The following is a 19,858-nucleotide window of genomic DNA, read 5'->3' as shown; positions in this document are numbered from 1 at the left end:
GTCGCTTGCCGCGTGGGCGCGGAAGCGGCGCTTCTTCAGCATCGCGAGCGCCGCCTCACGCACCTGCTCCGGCTCGCTCTCCGTGCGCCAGGTGGTGTAGGCGGGGAGACGGGTGAGCCGCTTGGGCGCGGCCGGCGGCCGACTGCGCAGCTGGCCGACGAACTGCCAGCTGCGCGGCACGATGCAGCCGATGAGTGAGATGAACAGCAGGATGTAGATGGCGGAGAACCACACCGAGCTGTAGACGTCGAAGAACTGCAGCTTCTCGTAGACCGGCGTCAGGACGTCGTGCTTCTCCTTGAACGCCTGCACCTTGAGCTCGTCCACGCTGTTCTGCGGGATCAGCGAGCCCGGGATGGCGCCCAGCGACAGCAGGAACAGAAGGATCAGTGCGACGCGCATCGAGGTGAGCTGCCGCCAGAACCAGCGCAGCCACCCGAAGAGCGACAGCGTCGGACCCCCGATCGCCTGGTCCGCCGGGTTCTCCGTGGGGGCGGTGGACAACTGCGCCCCGGCCTCGCCGAGATCGCGCTCTTCGGTCTTGCTCATGAACTCAGATCCCCACCGTGAAGCCGTCGGACCATCCCTGCATCTCCTGCACCAGGGTGTCCCATGCACCTGTGAGCAGCAGCAGACCGGTCGCGATCATCATGATTCCGCCGACCCGCATCACCCATGTGTAATGCCGTTTGATCCATCCGAAGGCTCCGAGTGCCTTGCGGAAGGCGACCGCGGCGACGATGAACGGCAGGCCGAGTCCCAGGCAGTACGCGACCATCAGTATGGCCCCGCGGCCCGCGCTCGCCTGGTCGAGGGCGAGCATGTTGACCGAGGTGAGGGTCGGGCCGAAGCAGGGCGTCCAGCCGACGCCGAACAGCGCGCCCAGCAGCGGGGCGCCCACCAGTCCCGTCGTCGGCCGCTTGTGGAAGCGGAATTCGCGCTGGGTGAGCCAGGGCATCAGGCCCATGAAGAAGATCCCGAGCAGGATCATCAGCACGCCGAGGATCTTGGAGAGGATCTCCCGGTGGCCCACCAGGGTGGTGCCGAAGTAGCCGAAGAGAGCGCCGCCGGAGACGAAGACGACGGTGAAGCCGAGGACGAAGAGGGAGGCGCCGGCGACCATCCGGCCGCGCCGGGCCTCTGCCAGGTCGGTGCCGCTGATGCCGGTCACATAGGAGAGGTAGCCGGGGACCAGCGGCAGGACACACGGCGAGAAGAAGGAGACGAGTCCGCCGAGCACGGCGATGGGCAGTGCGAGCAGCAGCGCGCCCCCGAGCACCGTGTCGTTCATTTCGGACCCTGCGGCCAGAACCTCCACAGGATCACTTCTCCGCGATCAGCGGGTCGATCATCTTGCGGAGTCCCTTGTCGTCGAGCGCCTTGAGCGAGCGTGCGGCGATCTTGCCGTCGCGGTCGAGAACGATCGTGGTGGGAATGGCCTGCGGGTTCAAAGTGCCCTTGGGGAAGCCGTTCACGATCAGTTTTCCGATCGGGTCGTACAGGCTCGGGTACTCGACGCCGTAGTCCTTCTCGAAGTTGATCGCCTTCTGCTTCTTGGGGTCACGCGTATTGATCCCCACGAACGCGACGCCCTGCGCCTCGGTCTCCTTGGCCACCTTCGCGAAATAGCGCGCTTCCGCACGGCACGGCCCGCACCATGATCCCCATACGTTCAGCACCACGACCTTGCCCTTGAGGTCGGCGACGTCGAGCCGCTCGCCGTCGAGGGTTTCGCCCGCGAGCTCGGCGGGTGACTGGCGCTCGCCCTTGGGGACGGTGGAGATGCCACCGGTGTTGGTGACGAAGTTGGTGTCGCCGCCGCCACCGGACTTTCCACCGTCGCCGCAGGCGGACATGGTGAGCGCACCTGCGGCGACCAGGGCGGTCAGCAGGGCGGCGCGGGGGGCACGGCTATGGCTCATGTGAAAAGTTTCGCATGACGCCCGCGCGGATCTTCCGCACCCCCCTGCGTGCCCGATTGGGCCCGTTGTCAAGCGGCCTTAAAGAATGCGTTCCAACCACCGGCCGGCGCTTGGCCGACTTCGAGGGTACGCAGCTTGGCGAGCACCTGGGGGTCCTGCACATCGAGCCAGTCGCAGAACTGACGGAAGGACACCAGCCGTACGTCCTCCTTCCCGGCCATGTCCTTGAGCGCTTCCTCCACGGCGTCCATGTAGATGCCGCCGTTCCACTGCTCGAAGTGGTTGCCTATGAAGAAGGGCGCGCGATTGGACTCGTAAGCCCTGTTGAATCCCGCGAGATACGCGTCCGTCGCCTGCCTCTTCCAGCCCGGATAGCGCGAAGGCATGCCGTTGGTCGAATTCTTCGACTGGTTGGCGAGGATGTTGTAGTCCATGGAGAGCACTTCGAAGGAGTGGCCGGGGAACGGCACCGCCTGCAGCGGCAGATCCCAGATGCCCTGCTTCTTGTCGGGCCACATCTGGCGCCCGCCCGGCGAACTCGCGTCGTAGCGCCAGCCCAGGCGCTTGGCCGCCGGCAGCAGTTTCTCCTGGCCGAGCAGACAGGGAGTGCGGGCGCCGACGAGTTCCCTGCGGTAGTCGAAGGGCAGCGGATCGACGTCGTGCCAGCCGCTGTTCGTGCGCCATTCGGTGACGAACTTCACAGCCTGGTCGATCTCGTTCTCCCAGTCCGCGGTGCTCCAATTGCCGACCGATCCCGAACCGCCGCAGAAATGGCCGTTGAAGTGGGTACCTATCTCATGGCCGTCGAGCCATGCCTGGCGTATGTACTTCAACGTGTCCTTGACGTGGCCGTCGGTCAGATAGCCGATGTCGGACGCGCCGATTTGATTGTTCGGCGGCCGGTAGAGCGACTTCTTCGACTCCGGCAGCAGATAGATTCCGGAGAGGAAGAAGGTCATCCCGGCCCCGTGATTCCTGGCGAGTTCGAGGAAGCGCGGGAAGAGTCCGTTGCCGACTTCGCCCGCCCCGTCCCAGGAGAAGACCACGAACTGCGGAGGCGTCTGACCGGGCTCGAGCGGGACGGGACGCGCCGGCTGGTGCGGCTGCTTTCCCGTATCGACGGTGGAGCCGTCACCGATCGGGCGGCCGGGGGTCTTGGAAGGGGAGGGCCTGCCGCCGTCCTGGCCCGGGTCGCCACCCCCCACGGAGTCGTTATGTCCGTTTCTCCCCGAGTCGCTGGAGCCGCAGCCCGCCACCCCCATTGCCGCTGCGGCTCCAAGTCCCGCCCCGAGCAGGCCCCTTCGGCTGATGCCCCGCATATCGTCCCCCATTCCGCGCCCTCTTGGTCCGGAGAGCCGTTGTTCAACCGGCCCAACAAACCGGCACAGGGTGAGATGCGCTGCGGAACACGAGGGTTCCGGGGACTTCTGCTTATTTTTCTTGAACGCCGGTGACAGTCCACCCGACGATCACGGAGCGGTTATGCGCCGAATGCCTTGCTCTTGCCCTTCACCGGCCTGGCACCCGCGAGAAGATGCGGCGGGACAAGGTCCCGGGCCGGTTCCGTGTAACCCACGGAGACGATCCTGTCGCCCTGGAATGTGAACGTGGTCAGCGAGGCGAGCGTGCACTGCCGACGGCGCGGGTCGTGCCACAGCCGGCGCTTCTCCACGAAACTGCGCACGGTCCAGATCGGCAGCTGATGGCTGACGCAGACCGCCTCGTGTCCGCGGGCCGCGTCCCGAGCCGCCTCCAGCGCCGCCGTCATCCGCACGACCTGCTCCACGTACGGCTCGCCCCACGACGGGCGGAACGGGTTGGTCAGATGCTTCCAGTTGCCCGGCTTGCGCAGCGCACCGTCGCCGACGCCGAACGCCTTGCCCTCGAAGACGTTGCCCGCCTCGATCAGCCGCTCGTCCGTGTCGAGGGTCAGGCCGTGCGCCTTGGAAATGGGCGTGGCCGTCTCCTGCGCACGCTCCAGCGGGGACGCGACGACGTGCGTGATGTCGCGGCCCGAGAGATGCTCGGCCACCCGGTCGGCCATCTGCCGTCCGAGCTCGGAGAGGTGGTAGCCGCTGCGGCGGCCGTACAGGACACCGTCCGGGTTGTGCACCTCGCCGTGGCGCATCAGGTGCACGACGGTGATCTCGCCGGCGTCGCGCTCGACGTCGGCGTCCTGCTCGGCCGCCCGCTGCACGGCTTCCTCAAGGGCGTTGCGCTCGGCGCTCATGCGGTGGCCTCGGCGGCGGCACGGGCGGCGGCGGGCAGGGCGGCGGCGATCCGCTCCACGGCGCGCTCGTCGTGCGCCGTCGAGACGAACCACGACTCGAACGCCGACGGCGGCAGGTAGACGCCCTGGGACAGCATCGAGTGGAAGAACGCGTTGAAGCGGAACGCCTCCTGCTTCTTCGCGTCCTCGTAGTCCCGGACCTCGGTCGCCGTGAAGAAGACCGAGAACATGTTGCTCGCCGTCTGCAGCCGGTGCGCGACGCCCTCCTTGGAGAGCGCCTCGGTCACCAGCGCCTGGATCTCGCTCGAGACAGCGTTCACCTTCTCGTACGCGGCGTCGTCGAGGAGCCGCAGCTGGGCGAGGCCCGCGGCGGTGGCGACGGGGTTTCCGGACAGCGTGCCCGCCTGGTAGACGGGACCGGCCGGCGCGAGGTGCGCCATGACGTCCCTGCGGCCGCCGAACGCCGCCGCCGGGAAGCCGCCGCCCATCACCTTGCCGAAGGTCATCAGGTCGGGCGCGACACCGTCGACGCCGTACCAGCCCGCCTTCGAGGTGCGGAAACCGGTCATCACCTCGTCGGAGATGTACAGCGCACCGTTCTGGGCGCAGGCGGCCTTGAGGCCCTCGTTGAAACCGGGCCGCGGCGGGACGACACCCATGTTTCCGGGCGACGCCTCGGTGATCACGCAGGCGATCTGACCGGCGTTGGCATGGAATGCGGCGTGGACCGCCTCGAGGTCGTTGTAGGGCAGCACGATCGTGTCCCCGGCCTGGGCGCCCGTGACACCGGGCGTGTCGGGAAGACCGAACGTGGCCACACCCGACCCGGCCGCGGCCAGCAGCGCGTCCACGTGGCCGTGGTAGCAGCCGGCGAACTTGATGACCTTCGGGCGGCCGGTGAAGCCGCGGGCCAGCCGGATCGCGGACATCGTCGCTTCCGTACCGCTGGAAACCAGCCGAACCTGCTCGACGGGCTCGACACGGGCCACGATCTCCTCGGCGAGGGCGACCTCCCCCTCACCGGGTGTGCCGAACGAAGTGCCGCGCGAGACGGCCGCCTGCACCGCCTCCAGCACGGCCGGATGGGAGTGCCCGAGGATCATCGGTCCCCACGAGCACACGAGGTCGACATACTCGCGCCCGTCGGCATCGGTGAGGTACGGACCGGTACCGGACACCATGAACCGGGGCGTACCGCCCACGGCGCGGAATGCACGGACGGGAGAGTTCACGCCGCCGGGCGTCACGAGGGACGCGCGGTCGAAAAGCGTCTGCGAAACTGGGGCGTCATAGGGAAAGCTCACGGAATCCATGGTCTCAGAGGCTCCGACGTATCTGCGGACAGGTGTTTCACCGGACGTTCGTGGGGGAGGTCACTGTCACGATGATCGGGTTGCGCGGCGGGGGCTGCGAGTGGTCGGGTGGAGATATGCATCGCGGTGGCGGACTGGGCGAGGGGACCGACGACCTGGGTCCTGAGCCTGCTCGGCGTGGAAAGCACCGGCGAGGCGAAGCGGATGAGCCCGCGGGAGGCAGGAGCGGCCGAGTGGGGGTGACCTACAAGTATTTCGGCGCGCCCGACGGAGCCACTGCCGCGCGGGTGCCGATCTCCATGCGCCCCGAGGAGCTCGGGGGCGACGAGCTCGGCATGGGCGGGATGTTCACCAAGATCAAGCCGGAGACCATAGCCGCGATGGTGCTCACCGGCATCCAGGGCATGCCGCTGAACAAGGTTCCGCCGCTGGAGCTGGTGGTGCTGCACCCGGACTACGCGGTGGTGAAGCTGCCGATGACCGTGGTCGACCCGCTGCGGGGCATCGGCGAGGAGTCGGTGGGCGCGGCGGCCTTCATATGGTCGACGGTCCCGGACCGCGGGGGGCCGCGGGACGCGTTCAACGTGTACCAACTGCTCCACGAATGGCAGGATTTCAGCCACCGTCTGCACGAGGCGGGGCACCAGCCGTACTGTCTCGTCTGGCCCTGACCCAGCCGCTTCGACCAGCGGATCTCCGGCAGCCCGGCGCCGGGAACGCTCGGACCGCCGGGCGCTCAACCACCGCCGGCGCTCGGACCACGGGCGGGCGGACCACCGGCGCTCAGACCACGGGCGGGCGGACCACCGGCGCTCAGACCACGGGCGGGCGGCCCAGACGCGCCATGAGCCAGACCGTGCTCCACCGCATCGGCCGCCGCTCACCGCACGGCTTGCGAACACCCTCCGCGAACCCGGCGCACCACGCCCGCAGCCCCGGCGCCGACCGCGTGCGGGCGAGCGTGAGGGCTGTCCAGGCGCCGAGGTAGACCGGCACAAGGACCGCGGGCAGGTTCCGCTTCGCCAGCCAGACGCGGTTGCGAGCCGTCATCCGGTAGTAGACGCCGTGCCGGGTCGGAGGCGTACGGGGGTGCTGGAGCACCAGCTCCGGCGCGTAGAGGATCTTCCAGCCGTCGTCGAGGGCCCGCCAGGCGAGGTCCGTCTCCTCGTGCGTGAAGAAGAAGTCCTCCGGCCAGCCGCCCACCCGCTCCAGCATCCGCATCGACAGGGCGTGCCCTCCGCCGAGGAACGTCGTCACCTGACCTCCGCGCATCGGGTCGGACCTGCCGATACGGGGCACATGCCGACGCTGTGTGAAGCCGGTCTCGTCGGCGATGCGGAAGCTGACGATGCCGAGCGCGGGATCGGCGTCGTACATGTCGGCGATGCGGCTGAACACGTCGGACGCGATGAGCAGTCCGTCGTCGTCCAGATCGACGAGCACGTCGACGTCCCCGAACTCCCGCAGTCGATCCATGGCCACGTTGCGCCCACCGGAGACGCCCAGGTTCTCGGCGAGCTCGATCCCCGTGACACCGGCCGGCAGTTCGGGCAGGGGCGCGCCGTTGGAGACGACGACCACGCGCGTCGCGGGATGGTCCTGCGCGGCCACGGAGTCGAGCAGCGCCCGCAGTTCGGTGGGGCGTGTGCCCATCGTCAGTACCGCCACACCCACACGCGCTCGGGTCACGTCCGCATCTCCATCTGCCACTCGCCGTCGGTGAACGGCGAGCTTAACCAGATGTGTCGTGACGATGTACGGAGGTGAGCTCCAGGGGTGTCGCTCCGGGCCGTGCCGCCACGGCGGACGCGACGGCGGGCCGCTCGGACCCGGCCGCCGAGGCGCTGCCGCTACGGCCGCTGCCACCCGGGGTCGCGGCCGGTCAGGGCCAGCAGACGGTCGAGGTCCGAGGCACCGGCTCCGCCCTCCGACAGCTCGAACTCCGCGCCGAATGCACCCATTTTGCGGCCCATGGGCGCAATCGCGCGGAAGGACGCGAGCACTTCACCGACGACGACCGGATCGGGCGAGTACTCCTGACCGGTGGCGCGGGCCAGGTCCCACGCGTGGACGGTGAGATCGCCCAGGACCATCCCTCCCACGGTCGCCGCCGGCAGCCCCATGGCGCCGGAGGTGCCCTCCTCGGCGCCGGGTGCCGCCCATGCCCGGACGAGCGCGGCCGTCTCGTCCGCGAAGGCGGCCCGCCAGTCGCCACGGCCCACGTAGTCCGGTGCGACGCCGAAGTCGGCGTCCTGCTTCGCCGCCAGCGCCTGGAAGTTGACCACCACCTGGAAGAGGTGGTCGGCCAGGGCGCGCACGTCGTACTCGGCACACGGTGTCGGGTCGGCGAGCCGCTCGTCCGTGATGCCCCGCACCACCGGGACAGACCTTTCCGCAGCCGCTTCGAGCAGGTCACTGATGGTTTTTGTCATGCGCGCACCGTAGGAAACCCGGCCGGTGGCCGTATTGAAGAAACGCGTCACGGGCCCGGCTTCAGGGCCCCTGCCGTTCGATCATGCCGGGCCGGCGGGCCCTGGCACGCACACCGATCCGGCCTGATCCGGCCTGATCCGGGCGAAAGATCCCAGTGGCGAAGATCCTAGTATCGAAGACATGACCGGTCCGCGACGTGACACCCGGGGGATCGTGGAGGCCCGCGAGCTCTTCGCCCGCGTCCGCTTCCGCCGCCGCGAGCCCGCTCCCGCCCTGCGTCCGTATCTCGAGCACTACTGGCTCATCGACTGGGACCTGACCGAGCCGTACGCGTCCCATGTGGTGCCCCATCCGTCGGTGAACGCCGTCTTCCAGCAGTACGGCGACGAGCCCGCCTGGGCCGAGGTCGCGGGCATCGGCCTGGAGATGTTCACGCAGAAGCTCGCCGGCCGCGGGCGCGTTTGCGGGGTGCAGTTCCGGCCGGGCGGCTTCCGGCCGTTCGCACCGAACCGACCGGTTTCCGAGTGGACGGGGCGGCGGCTGCCGGTCGGCGACGTACTGCTGCCCGACTCGGACGGCACGGCCGTGGACACCGCCGTGCAGAGCGTCGTCGGGCCCGACGACGAGGACGCCAGGGTGGCAGCACTCGACGCCTTCCTGCTCGCCCTGGATCCGCAGCCGGACCCGCAGGCGATGCGCGCCATGCACCTCGTCGACCGGGTCCGCACCGACCGCTCCCTCAGGCGCGTCGCGGAACTGGCCGACGCCGAAGGCCTGTCGGCCCGCACACTCCAGCGCCTCTTCGCCACATACGTGGGCGTGGGCCCCAAGTGGGTCATCCTGCGCTACCGCATCCACGAGGCTCTGGAGCGCGCGGAGGAGGGCGGGAGCGGCCCGGCGGACGGAGTCGACTGGGCCCGCCTCGCCGCTGAGCTGGGGTACAGCGACCAGGCGCACCTCGTGCGGGACTTCACGGCGACGGTGGGCGTGCCTCCGGCGGCGTACGCCAGGACGGACCGGTAGCAGCCCCTGCCGGTCGAACGGCACCCGCGTCCGGCACCCGCTGTCTGTCCGGTGTCCGGTGTCCGCTGTCGTACCCGCGCCCTACAGTGCGGAACATGGACGGCAAAGCATCGGCGGTACGGATCGAGCCCTGGTCGGAGAGCGACCTCGACCTGCTGCGCGCAGCGAACGCGCCGGAGCTGATGGACCACCTCGGAGGCCCTGAGACGGAAGACCAGCTGCTCACCCGCCACCGGCGGTACGTCGACCTGAGCTCCGACCGCACCGGGCGGGGCCGGATGTTCCGCATCGTCCTCGACACCGGCGAACGGGGCGGCGGCGAGCCCGCGGGGACGGTCGGCTTCTGGGAGCAGACCTGGGAGGACGAGCAGGTGTACGAGACGGGGTGGAGCGTCCTGCCCGGGTTCCAGGGCCGCGGGATCGCGACGGCGGGAACGCTGGCGGTGGTCGAGGCGGCGAGGGCCGAGCGCAGGCACCGTTTCCTGCACGCCTTCCCTTCCGTCTCCAACGGCCCGTCGAACGCGGTGTGCAGGAAGGCCGGTTTCTCGCTCGTCGGCGAGTGCGACTTCGAGTATCCGCCGGGCAATCTGCTGCGCTCCAACGACTGGTGCCTCGACCTGGGCCCGATGGAGGGGTGAGCACCCGGTGGCGGCCGAGCGGGGCGCTGCACCACCGGGCAGCCGCGCCCAAGCGACCCGACGCAAGCGACCGACGCAAGCGGCCCGGCTGCGCGGAAAGTCCTGGCAGAGCCGCTCCGTCCGATGACATGCTGACGCTGTGAACGGACCGCAGATCACCATCGACGTCGCCCCCGAGCTGCGACTTTTCGTCCCGCCGGACTACCGCCAGGGCCGTACCTCCCTGGCCACCGACGGCTCGTCGACACTCGGCCATGTCGTGGAGTCGCTGGGCGTCCCGCTCACCGAGGCGGGGCGACTGCTCGTCGACGGCCGTCAGGTCACGGTCTCGCACATCCCGGCCCACGGCGAGGACGTCGAGGTGCGCGGCGTCGACCGCCCGCAGCAGGTCCCCGGTGCCCCGCTCCGTTTTCTCCTCGACGTCCACCTCGGCACGCTCGCCCGGCGGCTGCGCCTGCTCGGCGTCGACGCGGCGTACGAGAACGAGGACATCGGCGACCCGGCGCTCGCCACCCTCTCCGCGAAGGAGCAGCGGGTCATGCTCTCGCGCGACCGCGGGCTGCTGCGGCGCCGCGAGCTCTGGGCCGGTGCGTACATCTACAGCGACCGCCCCGACGACCAACTGCGCGACGTGCTGGAACGGTTCGCCCCCACGCTCGCGCCCTGGACCCGCTGCACCGCCTGCAACGGCCCGCTGAAAGAGGCCGACAAGGACTCCGTCCAGGAACAGCTGCAGCAGGGCACGCAGCGCTCGTACGACGTCTTCGCGCAGTGCACGGCCTGCGGCCGCGTCTACTGGCGCGGCGCCCACCACGCCCGCCTCGAGGCCATCGTCAGCGACGCCCTCCGCACGACCGGCGCGTAGTCCGGACTTCTCGCCGGTCGGACGGCGCTGCGCCCACGGCGGCCGCGGCGCCCGCGAGCCGGCCGACGGCCTCCTCGCGCGCCATGTCCACGGCAGACGGGAGCCGCAGCACATACCGCGCCGTCGCCCTGCCGGGTATCTGTGAGGCGATGAGGGCCGCCCGGCAGGGCACCCCCGCGGCGCCCGGGCACATGGCCAGGGGCCCGCTGATCCGGGAAGATCCCATGGGGGCGCGCTCGGCACCACGGTGCCCGGCCCGTCCCGCGAACACCGCCGCCACGTCAGAAGACGTACGGGTCCCCAGTGGCCGGCGCCAGCACCCGGTGCTCGTTGTTGTACGGGTTCCGGTCGCTCGCGCCGCCGTTCCAGGCGGTGCCGATCCGCACGACGACCTCGTGCGGGCCGCCCACCGTCCACAGCTCCAGGTGAAGGCGCCGGCCAGGCCCGTCCGCACGCAGCGGCCCCGTCGCGCAGAGCACTTCGCGCTCCCCCGTCCGCAGGCAGCCGGGCGGCAGGCGCGGCACACCGGCCGGCGGCACCGACAGGGTTAGTCGCACGGTCGCGTCCGGCAGGTCTGAGGGGCCGTGGTTCCTGGATGTCACGGCGAGCTCGATCCGGTCCCCGCTCAGCAGGACATGACCGTGATGGGCCACGTCGGACTCGGGCGCGATCATGTCCCCGGGGACGCCCGCGTTGGCCGCCCCCGAGCCGACCACCAGCCATACCGCCGCTGCCGCGGCCGGCAGCGCCTTGCGCATCGCACTCATAGCCAGAAGATACCTATCGCCCCGATTTGTGAGTGATTGACCGTCCGCCTCCGGCGCGCCCGGCCGAACTATTCTGATCACACGTAGATCAACATCGATCACACGCGCGAGGAGCCAGTACATGACCACCGCCGGGACCCCCGTCGCCGTCGTCACCGGAGCCAGCAGCGGCATCGGCGCAGCCACCGGACGCCAACTGGCCGCCGCCGGCTACCACGTCGTCCTCACCGCCCGCCGCAAGGACCGCATCGAGGCACTCGCGGCCGAGCTCACCTCCGCCGGTCACCAGGCCACGGCATACGCCCTCGACGTCACCGACCGGCCGGCCGTCGACTCGTTCGCCGCGAGCCTCGACCGCTGCGACGTCCTCGTGAACAACGCCGGCGGCGCCCTCGGCGCCGACCCGGTCGCCACCGGCGACCCCGCCGACTGGCGCCGCATGTTCGAGGTCAACGTCATCGGCACGCTCAACCTCACCCAGGCGCTGCTCCCCGCCCTCACCGCCGGCGGAGACGGCACCGTCGTGGTCCTCTCCTCCACCGCCGGCTTCACCACCTACGAAGGCGGCGGCGGCTACGTGGCCGCCAAACACGGCGAACACGTTCTCGCGGAAACCCTCCGCCTGGAGATCGTCGGCACCCCGGTCCGCGTGATCGAGATCGCGCCCGGCATGGTGAAGACCGAGGAGTTCGCCACCACCCGCTTCCGCGGCGACACCGACAAGGCCGCCAAGGTCTACGCAGGCGTGGCGGAACCGCTCACCGCCGACGACGTGGCCGACACCGTCACCTGGGCCGTCACCCGCCCGTCGCACGTGAACATCGACCTCCTGGTCGTCCGCCCCCGGGCCCAGGCCTCCAACTCGAAGGTGCACAGGGAGCTGTGATGACCGACGCCCTCACGATCACCCGACTCACGCCGGCCGACTTGCCCACCTACGCGCCCGGCCTCACCGCGCTCCTTCTCGACGCCGTGGACGACAACGCGTCCGTCGGTTTCACCGCCTCCCTCACCGCCGAACAGGCCGCAGCCTGGTGGGCCTCGCTCGACTCCGATCTCGACGAAGGCCGCGTCGCGCTGTGGGCCGCCCACGACGGCGACCGGCTCATAGGCACCGTCCAGCTCAGATCCGAGACGTCACCCAACGGCCGGCACCGCGCCGAGATCGCCAAGCTCCTGGTCCACCGCGTCGCCCGCGGCCGCGGCATCGCCCGCCGGCTCCTCACCACGGCCGAGCAGTTCGCCCACGCCTCGGGCCGCACGCTGCTCATGCTGGACACCCAGACCGGCAGCGCCGCCGAGCACCTCTACCGCACAGCAGGCTGGAGCCCCCTGGGCACGGTCCCCGACTACGCCGCGGACCCCTCGGGCACGCTGCGGCCGACGACGTTCTTCCACAAGTCCCTGGCCGGGCGGTAGGAGGTCCGGGGCCCGGGCCCCGAAAATGCCGATGCGAGGGCCAACTCCGCTGTTAGCGTCGCCGCTTGAGCGAAGGGGCGGAAACAGCGATGGCATCGAACGTGTTCCACATCGGCGGGGACCTGACCGTACGACGGCTCGGCTTCGGAGCCATGCGATTGCCGACGGAGCCGGGCCCTGCCCGCGAAGCCTCCCTCGCGGTCGCCCGACGGGCAGTGGAACTGGGTGTCACGCTGATCGACACCGCCCATTTGTACGGCGGAGGAGCGAACGAGGAGCTCCTCGCCGAGGCTCTGTACCCGTATGCGGACGGGTTGCTCATCACCACCAAGGTCGGCGTCGCTCGCTCGGGGCCCTCGTCCGAGTGGAGGCTCGACGGGCGCCCCGACGTCCTGCGTCTCCAGGTCGAGCACGCCCTGCGCCGGCTCCGTGTCGACCGGCTCGAACTGCTCCAACTGCACCGCATCGACCCGGAGGTGCCCCTCACCGACCAGCTCGGCGCACTGCGGGAGCTGCAGTCGGAGGGCAAGATCGGGCGCATCGGGCTGTCCGAGGTCACCGTCGCCGAACTCGACGAGGCACGGCAGATCATCGACGTCGTGAGCGTGCAGAACCGGTACAGCCTGGTCGACCGCGAGCACGAGCCCGTGCTCGCGGCGTGCGAGGCGGCGGACATCGCGTTCCTGCCCTGGCGGCCGGTCGCCGGAGCGGCGTCCGGGGCGACGGCCGAGATCGCCGCGGTGGCGGCCGAACTCGGCGCCGCCCCGGCGCAGGTCTCGCTCGCGTGGCTCCTCGATCACTCCCCGGTCATCCTCCCGATCCCGGGCACCGCCCGTATCGACCATCTCGAGGAGAACGTCGCCGCCGAACGCCTCCGGCTGACACCGGCCCACCGCGAACGCCTCGACCGGTTGCCGCAGCATCCGTAGCCGCGACGCCGGACCCTTACGGCGCTCCACGCCGCATCGGTGGCCTGGCTCGCCGCCACGCCCGTCAGCACAACGTCCCGCCCGTACGATGAGCCCGTGACCTTCGCCACGCCGCCGACGAACCGCCGCCCTGCCGGGCGCGGCTTCGTGCTGCTGGTGCTGGCTGTGCTGGCCGGCGTGCTGGGCATGCACGCCCTGGGGCCCGGCCCGGCCCCGGCGATGCAGGCGGGTGCCGATCACGCCATGGCGGTGGCCCACGCGCAGGGTGTCTCTGTCGCCATGGGAGATTGCTCGCACTCTGCCGGCGGAGCGGACCATCTCGATCATGCCGATGGGACCTGCGCCGCGACCGGAGTCGGATCCCCGTACACCCCGCCCGCGCCGAGCCCGGCGTTCGCCGATGCCCCCGCTGCTGTCGAACTGGTCGGCGGCGCCCAGGAGTCGGCTGGGCGTACGCGGGCGCCGCCGGCCCTGTCCGAGCTGCAACTCCTACGGATATAGGGCGCGGCCCGCACGGCACCTCCTTGGCCCCGTCCCGGGCAGTGGTGCCGACGCTTCGCCACGCTCTCTTCCCGTATTCACGCAGGCCCCTTGAGGGCTGCGTGCAAAGGAGTTGCACCACATGAACAGCAAGCGTTCGACGATCCGCCGTGCCGCCGCCGTTGCCGCCGGCGGGGCGGCTGCCCTGGTGCTGGCCGCCTGCGGCGCAGGCACCGACGACGACTCTCCCGGACACGACGGACGGCACACCCCGAAGACCCCGTCGGCCTCCGCACCGGCTGCCCACGGGCAGCACAACGCGGCCGACGTCACGTTCGCCAAAGGGATGATCCCCCACCACCGGCAGGCTGTGGCGATGGCGGACCTGGCAACGCCCCGGGCGGAGTCGGCCGAGGTGAAGAAGCTCGCCGAGGAGATCAAGAAGGCTCAGGCCCCGGAGATCAAGACGCTGTCGGGGTGGCTGGCCTCCTGGGGTGAGGAGGTACCGGCGGAGGGCACCATGGACCACTCCACCCACGGCGATGCCGGCGGCATGACCACCGCCGGGGAGATGGAGAAGCTGGAGAACTCCTCGGGCACGGCGTTCGACACCGCCTTCATGGAGATGATGATCAAGCACCACGAGGGTGCGGTCCAGATGGCGAGGACGGAGCAGCGGGACGGTTCCCACCAGCCCGCCAAGGTGATGGCCGACGCGATCGTCACCTCCCAGAGCGCCGAGATCGCCCGGATGAACAAGCTCCTCGGCAAGAACTGAGCCTCGTAGGGCCCATACGGGCGGGCGCCGCAGTCGGCGCCCGCCTTCTCCGGCACACCGCCTTCCTCTTCGCCCGGACACCACGTGGTCACGCCTTCGGCCGCGGTCGGCTCGCGCGCGTCGCCGGGCCGCGATGTCGTTGACCCGGATGCGTGCCGACGTCCATCGCATGGGTGGAGTCGGGCGCTCAGCCATGAAGGGACAAGGCATGCACATATCCGGGCCCGTAGCGAGCCGCCGACGCCGTGTCGCTGTCATCGCCGCCGTGATGGCCTGCTCGACGGCACTGACGACGGCACCGACCGGCCGGGGCCTCGTCGACGCCGACGGTACGCCCGCACCTTCGGTGGCCGCCCCGCAGCTGGACTGGAAGCCCTGCGTCCAAGGCAGTGAGTTCGACTGTGCGACCGCGAAGGTGCCCCTGGACTACGGCAACCCAGGTGGGCGCACCATCGAGCTGGCAGTCGTCAAACGGAAGGCGAGCGGCCCCGCCCCGCGCATCGGCACCCTCTTCTTCAACCCGGGCGGCCCCGGTGGGCCCGGGACGGTACAGATGCCACAGAACTACGAATCCTTCCCCCGCGAGGTGCGGGAGCGCTTCGACATCGTCAGCTGGGATCCCCGCGGGATCGGCAGCAGCACCGCGGTGAACTGCTTCGCGAGTAGGGAGGAAGCCGCCGAGTGGACCGCGGCCAAAGCGGCCGGCTTCCCCGTGGGCGAGAAGGAGCGGACGGCCTACATCGCCGCGTACAAGGATTTGACCCGGCGCTGTGAGCAGCGTGACCCCGAGCTCCTGCGCCATGTGTCGACCGCCGACACCGCTCGCGACCTCGACCGGCTCCGTCAGGCGGTGGGCGAGCCGCAACTCACCTACCAGGGGATCTCCTACGGGACGATCCTGGGCGCCACCTACGCCAACATGTTCCCGGACAAGGTCCGCGCCATGGTCCTCGACAGCAACATCGACCCGCGGGCGTGGACGAACCACGCGTCCGACGCCGACCCCCGGCTCACGACCGCCCTGCGCATGGGCTCGGACCGCGCCGCGGCAGCAACAGTGAAGCAGTTCCTCGCCCTGTGCGGGTCCGCGACCCCCGACCGCTGCGCGTTCTCCGCCGGCAGCCCGAAGGCGACCGCGGACAAGTTCGACCAGCTGATGCAGCGGCTCCGGAAGCAGCCCGTGGGCGAGTGGACGTATGCCGGCACGGTCGCCGACGTGGTGAGCAGCCTCTACGTCGTCCGCCCCGGGTGGGCAAACCTGGCCGGCAGGCTGCAGACCCTGTGGCAGGGGCGCGTCGCGGAGCGGTCCCCGCTCCCGCCCGCGCCCGCGGTCCCGCATCCGAATCCGTACCTGGGTGAGGAACAGGGCGCTGCGGTGTTCTGCGGCGACAGCCCCAATCCGCGTGACCCCGGTGCGTACCGCGCCATGGAGGAGGCAAGCGCCGCACGCGCGGGCGACGCCGGGCGCTTCTGGACCTGGTCCACCGTAGGGTGCGCCACCTGGCCGGTCGCCACCGACCGCTACCGCGGCCCGTGGAACAAGCCGACGGCCCACCCCGTCCTGGTGGTCGGCACCGTCTACGACCCCTCCACTCCCTACTCGAACGCGCAGGCCATGGCCAAGGAACTGGCCGACGCCCGCCTGCTCACCCACAACGGGTACGGGCACACCGCGCTGATCAACCCCAGCAGCTGCGTCCAGGCCCACGAGAGCCGTTACCTCATCGATGGCACCCTGCCGCCGGCCGGAACGACGTGCCAACCGGATGCGCTGCCCTTCTCCGCGCCCAAGCCGAGCGGCGGCGTCGCCACCGGCGGCGGCGGGACGGCCGGCTGACCCGCCGAACGAACAGCGACAGGCCCCGGACCGCGGTCGGTCCGGGGCCTGATTCCTTCCGCGAGCTTGCTCTGACCATCTCGCACGGCCACGTCGTACATCCGTCTGCCCGCTCCGTGCAACTGGTCCACACCGATGGGCCGCAGCGGCACGCCGTCCACGTTGCCTGCATCAAGGGCGCGGATCGCGGAGCGGCGCGGCGAGATTGGCACGCCGCCGGCACACCAGGAGATCCGGTCACCGTCCCAGCCACGCCTCCTGTGTGGCCCTGCAGTTTGCGCCACCGGGGCTGGCGGGTTACGGCTCGTCGTCCGGGTCGCGAGCCGGCCGCAGGCACGCCGCCGTGTGAGGCGAGGCGGACCGATCACTTGGGGTTGCCGGCGTGCGTCAGCGTCTCCCAGGCGAGGAAGTAGTTCGCATCGCTGGGGCGTTGCTTGGTCTGGATCAGCTTCTTGGTCGCGGGAAGGCTGATTCCCTCCCGGCCGGCATAGTGGTTGTAGGCGACCTCCAGGACGGAGCCGATGCCACGGTTGACTGAGCCCCCGCACAGCCAGGACGGCACCTGTGCGCCGAGTTCGTAGGCTGCGTGGAACTCCAGCGCCTTGGTTATCCGGCTCTCTACCTGGGAGTAGAGGTCAAGGCCCTGGATACGAGCGGTCTCCGCGACATGCGCGGCGGCGGCGAAGCCCCAGCCAGTATGGCCGAAGTCGCGGCAGGTCTCCTGTGCCAGGCCGTTCACGAACGTGGACTGACCCTGCCAGTAGTCGATCAGCTCTTCTCGCGTGTCCTTGCTGCTGCCTGCCGCAGTCTTCGGCAGCGCCCCGTCGCTCTTGAGATAGATATAGGCGGGCACCCGCTTGCGCCAGATGGCGACCGCCTTGTCGAAGGACGCCCGGTCGTCGAGGAAGACCGAGATCCCGGTGGCGGCGTCCATCATGATCAGTTCCCAGTTGCCGTTGGAATTCGGCCGTCCCTTGATGACCATGGGCAGGTACACGGTGCGCAGCATGCGGGCGAAGCGGGTCTGCCGCGCGCCCGACCAGCCTGTGTACGTGTGCTTCATCAGTTCGCCGGCGCGGGCGAAGGAGGCACCGGACCAGCCGGCCTGCAGGGGCGCGTTGTGGTTCGTGTGCTCCTTGACCACAGCGGACCAGGCGTCCATGATCTTGATGGAAACACTGGCATGACGGCTGTCCCTGGTGAGGTTCCAGAGCAGGGCGTGGGTGTAGGCCGCGAGAGCATCCTCGCGCTCGTCGGAGCATCCGTGATTGGGGTTGGACCCGGAGCCGCACTCCACTGTGGCCCGCGGCCTCGCGGTCCAGGACAACGAGGCGTACTTGCTCTTGAGCATCGCGTTGTACGCGGACTTCCACGGCTCCGCTCCGGCCTTTACCTTCCCCCTCACGAAGTCCAGCTGCGCCTTGCTGACCAGCACTCCGGGGTGATTGAAGGCGCCCTTGGCCGTGGCCGCTGCGGAGGGTTGGGCGCCGGCCGCATCGGCGTCATTGGACAGCAGCGAAGGAAGCGTGACAGCACCGAGCACGAAGGCCAGGAGGGTCGACACGACAGTCACCGAGAGCCTTCGGCGCCTGATATGTCTCCCGCGGGTTCGCACTTCAGTGCCGTCGGTTCCATGACGCGTGTTAGTCATCAACGCCTCCGCGAAGCGATCGATCCTGATACGGGGACCCGACGGCGCGGCGCCGGACGGCTGGGACGGACCACAGTCTCCAGGGCGGGCACAACTCGGCCGTGGCCACGGGGCTGCTGCCTCGGCACAGAGTTTCGCCATGGACACGCAAGGCACACTGGCCTGGACCAAAGTTCGGCGTCAAGGCGGTGAACTCGCGTTAGGAAACCCTTAAGGCAAGGGAAAGGAAACGCCGACCACGACGGGACGCCAGTGTTTCGGGTTCAGGAGCGCACCGGGCGCGGTCCGGCGCGGAGCGGAGACGACGAACGACAGCGAGACCGGTAGCTGCGCTGGTACGTCGCGTCGATGGAGAGCAAGGACAACCGCGAAGTCGCCAAGGACTTCGCAGCCATGGCCAACGGTCGGCGGGAACATCATCACCGGCGTCGCCGTGGACGGGGCCGACCAGCGCCTCGACCGGAGCTGGCGCTCAATCCGCCTCTGCTACAGGCCCATGGCTTGCTGGGCCCTGTCCGGTCGATCACGAGCGGAGCCGGATGACGATGGCCGCGGCGGTGGCGCTCAGCAAGCCTCAAGGACTCCACGCGTTCGTGGAGTCCTTGAGGGGTGGGGAAAAGGGGCAGCGCGGGAGTCAGTGCTGGTATTCGAAGGCTCCGATGTCACACGCCGGGCCTTGAGGCCGCGGTACGCCGCGCTGGTCGGCGGAGGGGCAGTCAAGGGCGGCGTCGAGGGCGGGACTACCGGGCAGCAGTGCCACGGTGTCCGTCGGCCCGCCGTTGTCGCCGAGGGGCGCTAGGCGGGGATCACGGTGAGGGAGATCGCCTCCGGCCGTGAGGTTGCAGCTGTTTCCGCTGTCGAGGTTGTTGCCCCGTGACTCGATGGTGGCGAAGGCCTTCTTACAGTTGCCGACGGCCTGGCCGACGGTGTTCTCAGCGATGATGGTGTTCCGCAGGGCCAGGTGACCCAGCGGCAGGTCGACGATGTCGGGGATTGGCCAGGGCAGGCTGTCCAGGTAGGCGGGGGCGATGTTGATCCCGCCGCCGCCGTCGGTGGCGGTGTTGCCGGTGATTGTGGAGTTGCGGATGTCCACCAGGCCGGTGCCGCGTATGTCGATGCCGCCGCCGTATCCGGAGAGGCTGCCCGGCCGGTCCCAGTCGTCGGTCACGCGGTTGTCCGCGATCGTCGAATTGACCACGGTGCCGGTGTCGTCGAACCGGATGCCTCCGGCCTCGCCCCCGGTGTTGCGGCTGACGGTGCTGTCGATCAGGGTCAGGTGGGAGTCGGGGATGTTGAAGATGCCTCCTCCGTATCCGGCGCGGTTCTCCGATACCGTCACCCGGCGCAGCGTCATGTTCTTGCCGTTGGCAATGCCGCCTCCGCCGGGGTCGGTGAGGGGCACTTCCCGCTGCTCGGCGTCTCCTCCGGTGATGGTGAGGTCGGACAGCTGCGTGTCGGCGCCCATGCGGAAGACCCGGTCGATGCCGCCTGCGTCGATGATGGTCCCTCGCGCGCCGCCGCCCCGGATGGTGGTCGGCTCGAGGATGTTCAGGTCGCCTGTGGTCGGGTCGGC

Annotated in this window: 22 protein-coding genes; 10 read left to right on the top strand and 12 right to left on the bottom strand. The window is 70.0% G+C overall.

Translation table 11 applies throughout. The features are described 5' to 3' along the window. The 6 genes from ABZ070_RS24620 to hemL form a co-directional block, all read right to left on the bottom strand. Nucleotides 1–549 (bottom strand): cytochrome c biogenesis protein ResB (locus tag ABZ070_RS24620; RefSeq protein WP_356637356.1); only part of this gene is annotated, 549 nt, incomplete at its 3' end. Between the two features lie 4 nt (nt 550–553). Then, entirely contained in the window at nt 554–1,291 is a 738-nt protein-coding gene (locus ABZ070_RS24615) for a cytochrome c biogenesis CcdA family protein (RefSeq protein WP_356637354.1), read from the bottom strand. A 31-nt stretch (nt 1,292–1,322) separates the two neighbouring features. Continuing rightward, nucleotides 1,323–1,922, bottom strand: a complete 600-nt coding sequence (locus ABZ070_RS24610; protein ID WP_356637352.1) for a TlpA disulfide reductase family protein — start codon at nt 1,920–1,922, stop codon at nt 1,323–1,325. Nucleotides 1,923–1,990: 68 nt separating this feature from the next. Further along, nucleotides 1,991–3,241: a hypothetical protein gene (locus ABZ070_RS24605; protein WP_356637350.1), complete on the bottom strand. Its 1,251-nt coding sequence runs from the start codon at nt 3,239–3,241 to the stop codon at nt 1,991–1,993. A gap of 161 nt (nt 3,242–3,402) precedes the next feature. Further along, entirely contained in the window at nt 3,403–4,050 is a 648-nt protein-coding gene (locus ABZ070_RS24600; protein WP_356637360.1) for a histidine phosphatase family protein, read from the bottom strand. Nucleotides 4,051–4,148: 98 nt separating this feature from the next. Continuing rightward, a complete protein-coding gene (gene hemL, locus ABZ070_RS24595) occupies nt 4,149–5,465 on the bottom strand; it encodes a glutamate-1-semialdehyde 2,1-aminomutase (RefSeq protein ID WP_356637348.1) in 1,317 nt (438 codons plus the stop codon). Between the two features lie 116 nt (nt 5,466–5,581). Here hemL and ABZ070_RS24590 point away from each other — a divergent pair, with 116 nt between their 5' ends. After that, entirely contained in the window at nt 5,582–6,136 is a 555-nt protein-coding gene (locus tag ABZ070_RS24590) for a hypothetical protein (protein ID WP_356637346.1), read from the top strand. Nucleotides 6,137–6,278: 142 nt separating this feature from the next. Here the strand turns inward: ABZ070_RS24590 and ABZ070_RS24585 are convergent, their stop codons facing one another. Continuing rightward, nucleotides 6,279–7,154 (bottom strand): glycosyltransferase family 2 protein, encoded by an 876-nt coding sequence (locus ABZ070_RS24585; protein WP_356637344.1) that lies wholly within the window; start codon nt 7,152–7,154, stop codon nt 6,279–6,281. 161 nt (nt 7,155–7,315) lie between these two features. Continuing rightward, on the bottom strand, nt 7,316–7,897 hold the full coding sequence (locus ABZ070_RS24580) for a TIGR03086 family metal-binding protein (protein ID WP_356637342.1): 582 nt from the start codon (nt 7,895–7,897) through the stop codon (nt 7,316–7,318). 181 nt (nt 7,898–8,078) lie between these two features. Between ABZ070_RS24580 and ABZ070_RS24575 the strand changes: the two genes are divergently transcribed. The 3 genes from ABZ070_RS24575 to ABZ070_RS24565 all read left to right on the top strand — a co-directional run bounded on the left by ABZ070_RS24575 (nt 8,079) and on the right by ABZ070_RS24565 (nt 10,424). Further along, nucleotides 8,079–8,921 (top strand): helix-turn-helix domain-containing protein, encoded by an 843-nt coding sequence (locus tag ABZ070_RS24575; protein ID WP_356637339.1) that lies wholly within the window; start codon nt 8,079–8,081, stop codon nt 8,919–8,921. Nucleotides 8,922–9,016: 95 nt separating this feature from the next. Then, entirely contained in the window at nt 9,017–9,559 is a 543-nt protein-coding gene (locus ABZ070_RS24570; protein WP_356637338.1) for a GNAT family N-acetyltransferase, read from the top strand. 139 nt (nt 9,560–9,698) lie between these two features. Then, entirely contained in the window at nt 9,699–10,424 is a 726-nt protein-coding gene (locus tag ABZ070_RS24565; protein WP_356637336.1) for a Mut7-C RNAse domain-containing protein, read from the top strand. Here ABZ070_RS24565 and ABZ070_RS24560 read toward each other — a convergent pair. Both ABZ070_RS24560 and ABZ070_RS24555 read right to left on the bottom strand, forming a co-directional pair. Continuing rightward, nucleotides 10,393–10,617 carry a hypothetical protein gene (locus tag ABZ070_RS24560; RefSeq protein WP_356637358.1) on the bottom strand — a complete coding sequence of 75 codons (225 nt, stop codon included), beginning with the start codon at nt 10,615–10,617 and terminating at the stop codon, nt 10,393–10,395. The two genes, ABZ070_RS24565 and ABZ070_RS24560, sit on opposite strands and share 32 nt — an antisense overlap. 88 nt (nt 10,618–10,705) lie before the next feature. After that, on the bottom strand, nt 10,706–11,191 hold the full coding sequence (locus ABZ070_RS24555; RefSeq protein WP_356637334.1) for a hypothetical protein: 486 nt from the start codon (nt 11,189–11,191) through the stop codon (nt 10,706–10,708). 121 nt (nt 11,192–11,312) lie between these two features. Between ABZ070_RS24555 and ABZ070_RS24550 the strand changes: the two genes are divergently transcribed. From ABZ070_RS24550 to ABZ070_RS24525, 6 genes are all read left to right on the top strand, one after another. Beyond that, nucleotides 11,313–12,077 carry an SDR family oxidoreductase gene (locus ABZ070_RS24550; RefSeq protein ID WP_356637332.1) on the top strand — a complete coding sequence of 255 codons (765 nt, stop codon included), beginning with the start codon at nt 11,313–11,315 and terminating at the stop codon, nt 12,075–12,077. Beyond that, a complete protein-coding gene (locus tag ABZ070_RS24545; RefSeq protein ID WP_356637330.1) occupies nt 12,077–12,610 on the top strand; it encodes a GNAT family N-acetyltransferase in 534 nt (177 codons plus the stop codon). The genes ABZ070_RS24550 and ABZ070_RS24545 overlap by 1 nt, the downstream gene beginning before the upstream one ends. Before the next feature lie 89 nt (nt 12,611–12,699). Next, entirely contained in the window at nt 12,700–13,539 is an 840-nt protein-coding gene (locus ABZ070_RS24540; RefSeq protein WP_356637328.1) for an aldo/keto reductase, read from the top strand. Nucleotides 13,540–13,635: 96 nt separating this feature from the next. Beyond that, nucleotides 13,636–14,040 (top strand): DUF6153 family protein, encoded by a 405-nt coding sequence (locus tag ABZ070_RS24535; RefSeq protein WP_356637326.1) that lies wholly within the window; start codon nt 13,636–13,638, stop codon nt 14,038–14,040. A gap of 121 nt (nt 14,041–14,161) precedes the next feature. Further along, entirely contained in the window at nt 14,162–14,797 is a 636-nt protein-coding gene (locus ABZ070_RS24530; protein ID WP_356637324.1) for a DUF305 domain-containing protein, read from the top strand. 208 nt (nt 14,798–15,005) lie between these two features. Next, nucleotides 15,006–16,634: an alpha/beta hydrolase gene (locus ABZ070_RS24525; RefSeq protein WP_356637322.1), complete on the top strand. Its 1,629-nt coding sequence runs from the start codon at nt 15,006–15,008 to the stop codon at nt 16,632–16,634. Between the two features lie 364 nt (nt 16,635–16,998). On the opposite strand, the gene ABZ070_RS24520 is transcribed toward ABZ070_RS24525, so the two are convergent. Both ABZ070_RS24520 and ABZ070_RS24515 read right to left on the bottom strand, forming a co-directional pair. Further along, nucleotides 16,999–18,198, bottom strand: coding sequence for an alginate lyase family protein (locus ABZ070_RS24520; RefSeq protein ID WP_356637320.1), 1,200 nt, complete (start codon nt 18,196–18,198; stop codon nt 16,999–17,001). 721 nt (nt 18,199–18,919) lie between these two features. Continuing rightward, the coding region (locus tag ABZ070_RS24515; protein ID WP_356637318.1) for a right-handed parallel beta-helix repeat-containing protein at nt 18,920–19,858 on the bottom strand (939 nt) is incomplete at its 5' end.

The organism is Streptomyces sp. NPDC006283 (genome assembly GCF_040613325.1).
Lineage (GTDB): Bacteria > Actinomycetota > Actinomycetes > Streptomycetales > Streptomycetaceae > Streptomyces.
This window is presented reverse-complemented; position numbering and strand designations above follow the sequence as displayed.

Coding starts and splice junctions, on each gene's coding strand:
- hemL (WP_356637348.1), bottom strand. CDS start 5,465: ATGGATTCCGTGAGCTTTCCCTATGACGCCCCAGTTTCGCAGACGCTT.
- ABZ070_RS24550 (WP_356637332.1), top strand. CDS start 11,313: ATGACCACCGCCGGGACCCCCGTCGCCGTCGTCACCGGAGCCAGCAGC.
- ABZ070_RS24605 (WP_356637350.1), bottom strand. CDS start 3,241: ATGCGGGGCATCAGCCGAAGGGGCCTGCTCGGGGCGGGACTTGGAGCC.
- ABZ070_RS24540 (WP_356637328.1), top strand. CDS start 12,700: ATGGCATCGAACGTGTTCCACATCGGCGGGGACCTGACCGTACGACGG.
- ABZ070_RS24525 (WP_356637322.1), top strand. CDS start 15,006: ATGCACATATCCGGGCCCGTAGCGAGCCGCCGACGCCGTGTCGCTGTC.
- ABZ070_RS24590 (WP_356637346.1), top strand. CDS start 5,582: ATGCATCGCGGTGGCGGACTGGGCGAGGGGACCGACGACCTGGGTCCT.
- ABZ070_RS24530 (WP_356637324.1), top strand. CDS start 14,162: ATGAACAGCAAGCGTTCGACGATCCGCCGTGCCGCCGCCGTTGCCGCC.
- ABZ070_RS24615 (WP_356637354.1), bottom strand. CDS start 1,291: ATGAACGACACGGTGCTCGGGGGCGCGCTGCTGCTCGCACTGCCCATC.
- ABZ070_RS24555 (WP_356637334.1), bottom strand. CDS start 11,191: ATGAGTGCGATGCGCAAGGCGCTGCCGGCCGCGGCAGCGGCGGTATGG.
- ABZ070_RS24545 (WP_356637330.1), top strand. CDS start 12,077: ATGACCGACGCCCTCACGATCACCCGACTCACGCCGGCCGACTTGCCC.
- ABZ070_RS24560 (WP_356637358.1), bottom strand. CDS start 10,617: ATGTGCCCGGGCGCCGCGGGGGTGCCCTGCCGGGCGGCCCTCATCGCC.
- ABZ070_RS24600 (WP_356637360.1), bottom strand. CDS start 4,050: ATGCGCCACGGCGAGGTGCACAACCCGGACGGTGTCCTGTACGGCCGC.
- ABZ070_RS24575 (WP_356637339.1), top strand. CDS start 8,079: ATGACCGGTCCGCGACGTGACACCCGGGGGATCGTGGAGGCCCGCGAG.
- ABZ070_RS24610 (WP_356637352.1), bottom strand. CDS start 1,922: ATGAGCCATAGCCGTGCCCCCCGCGCCGCCCTGCTGACCGCCCTGGTC.
- ABZ070_RS24580 (WP_356637342.1), bottom strand. CDS start 7,897: ATGACAAAAACCATCAGTGACCTGCTCGAAGCGGCTGCGGAAAGGTCT.
- ABZ070_RS24570 (WP_356637338.1), top strand. CDS start 9,017: ATGGACGGCAAAGCATCGGCGGTACGGATCGAGCCCTGGTCGGAGAGC.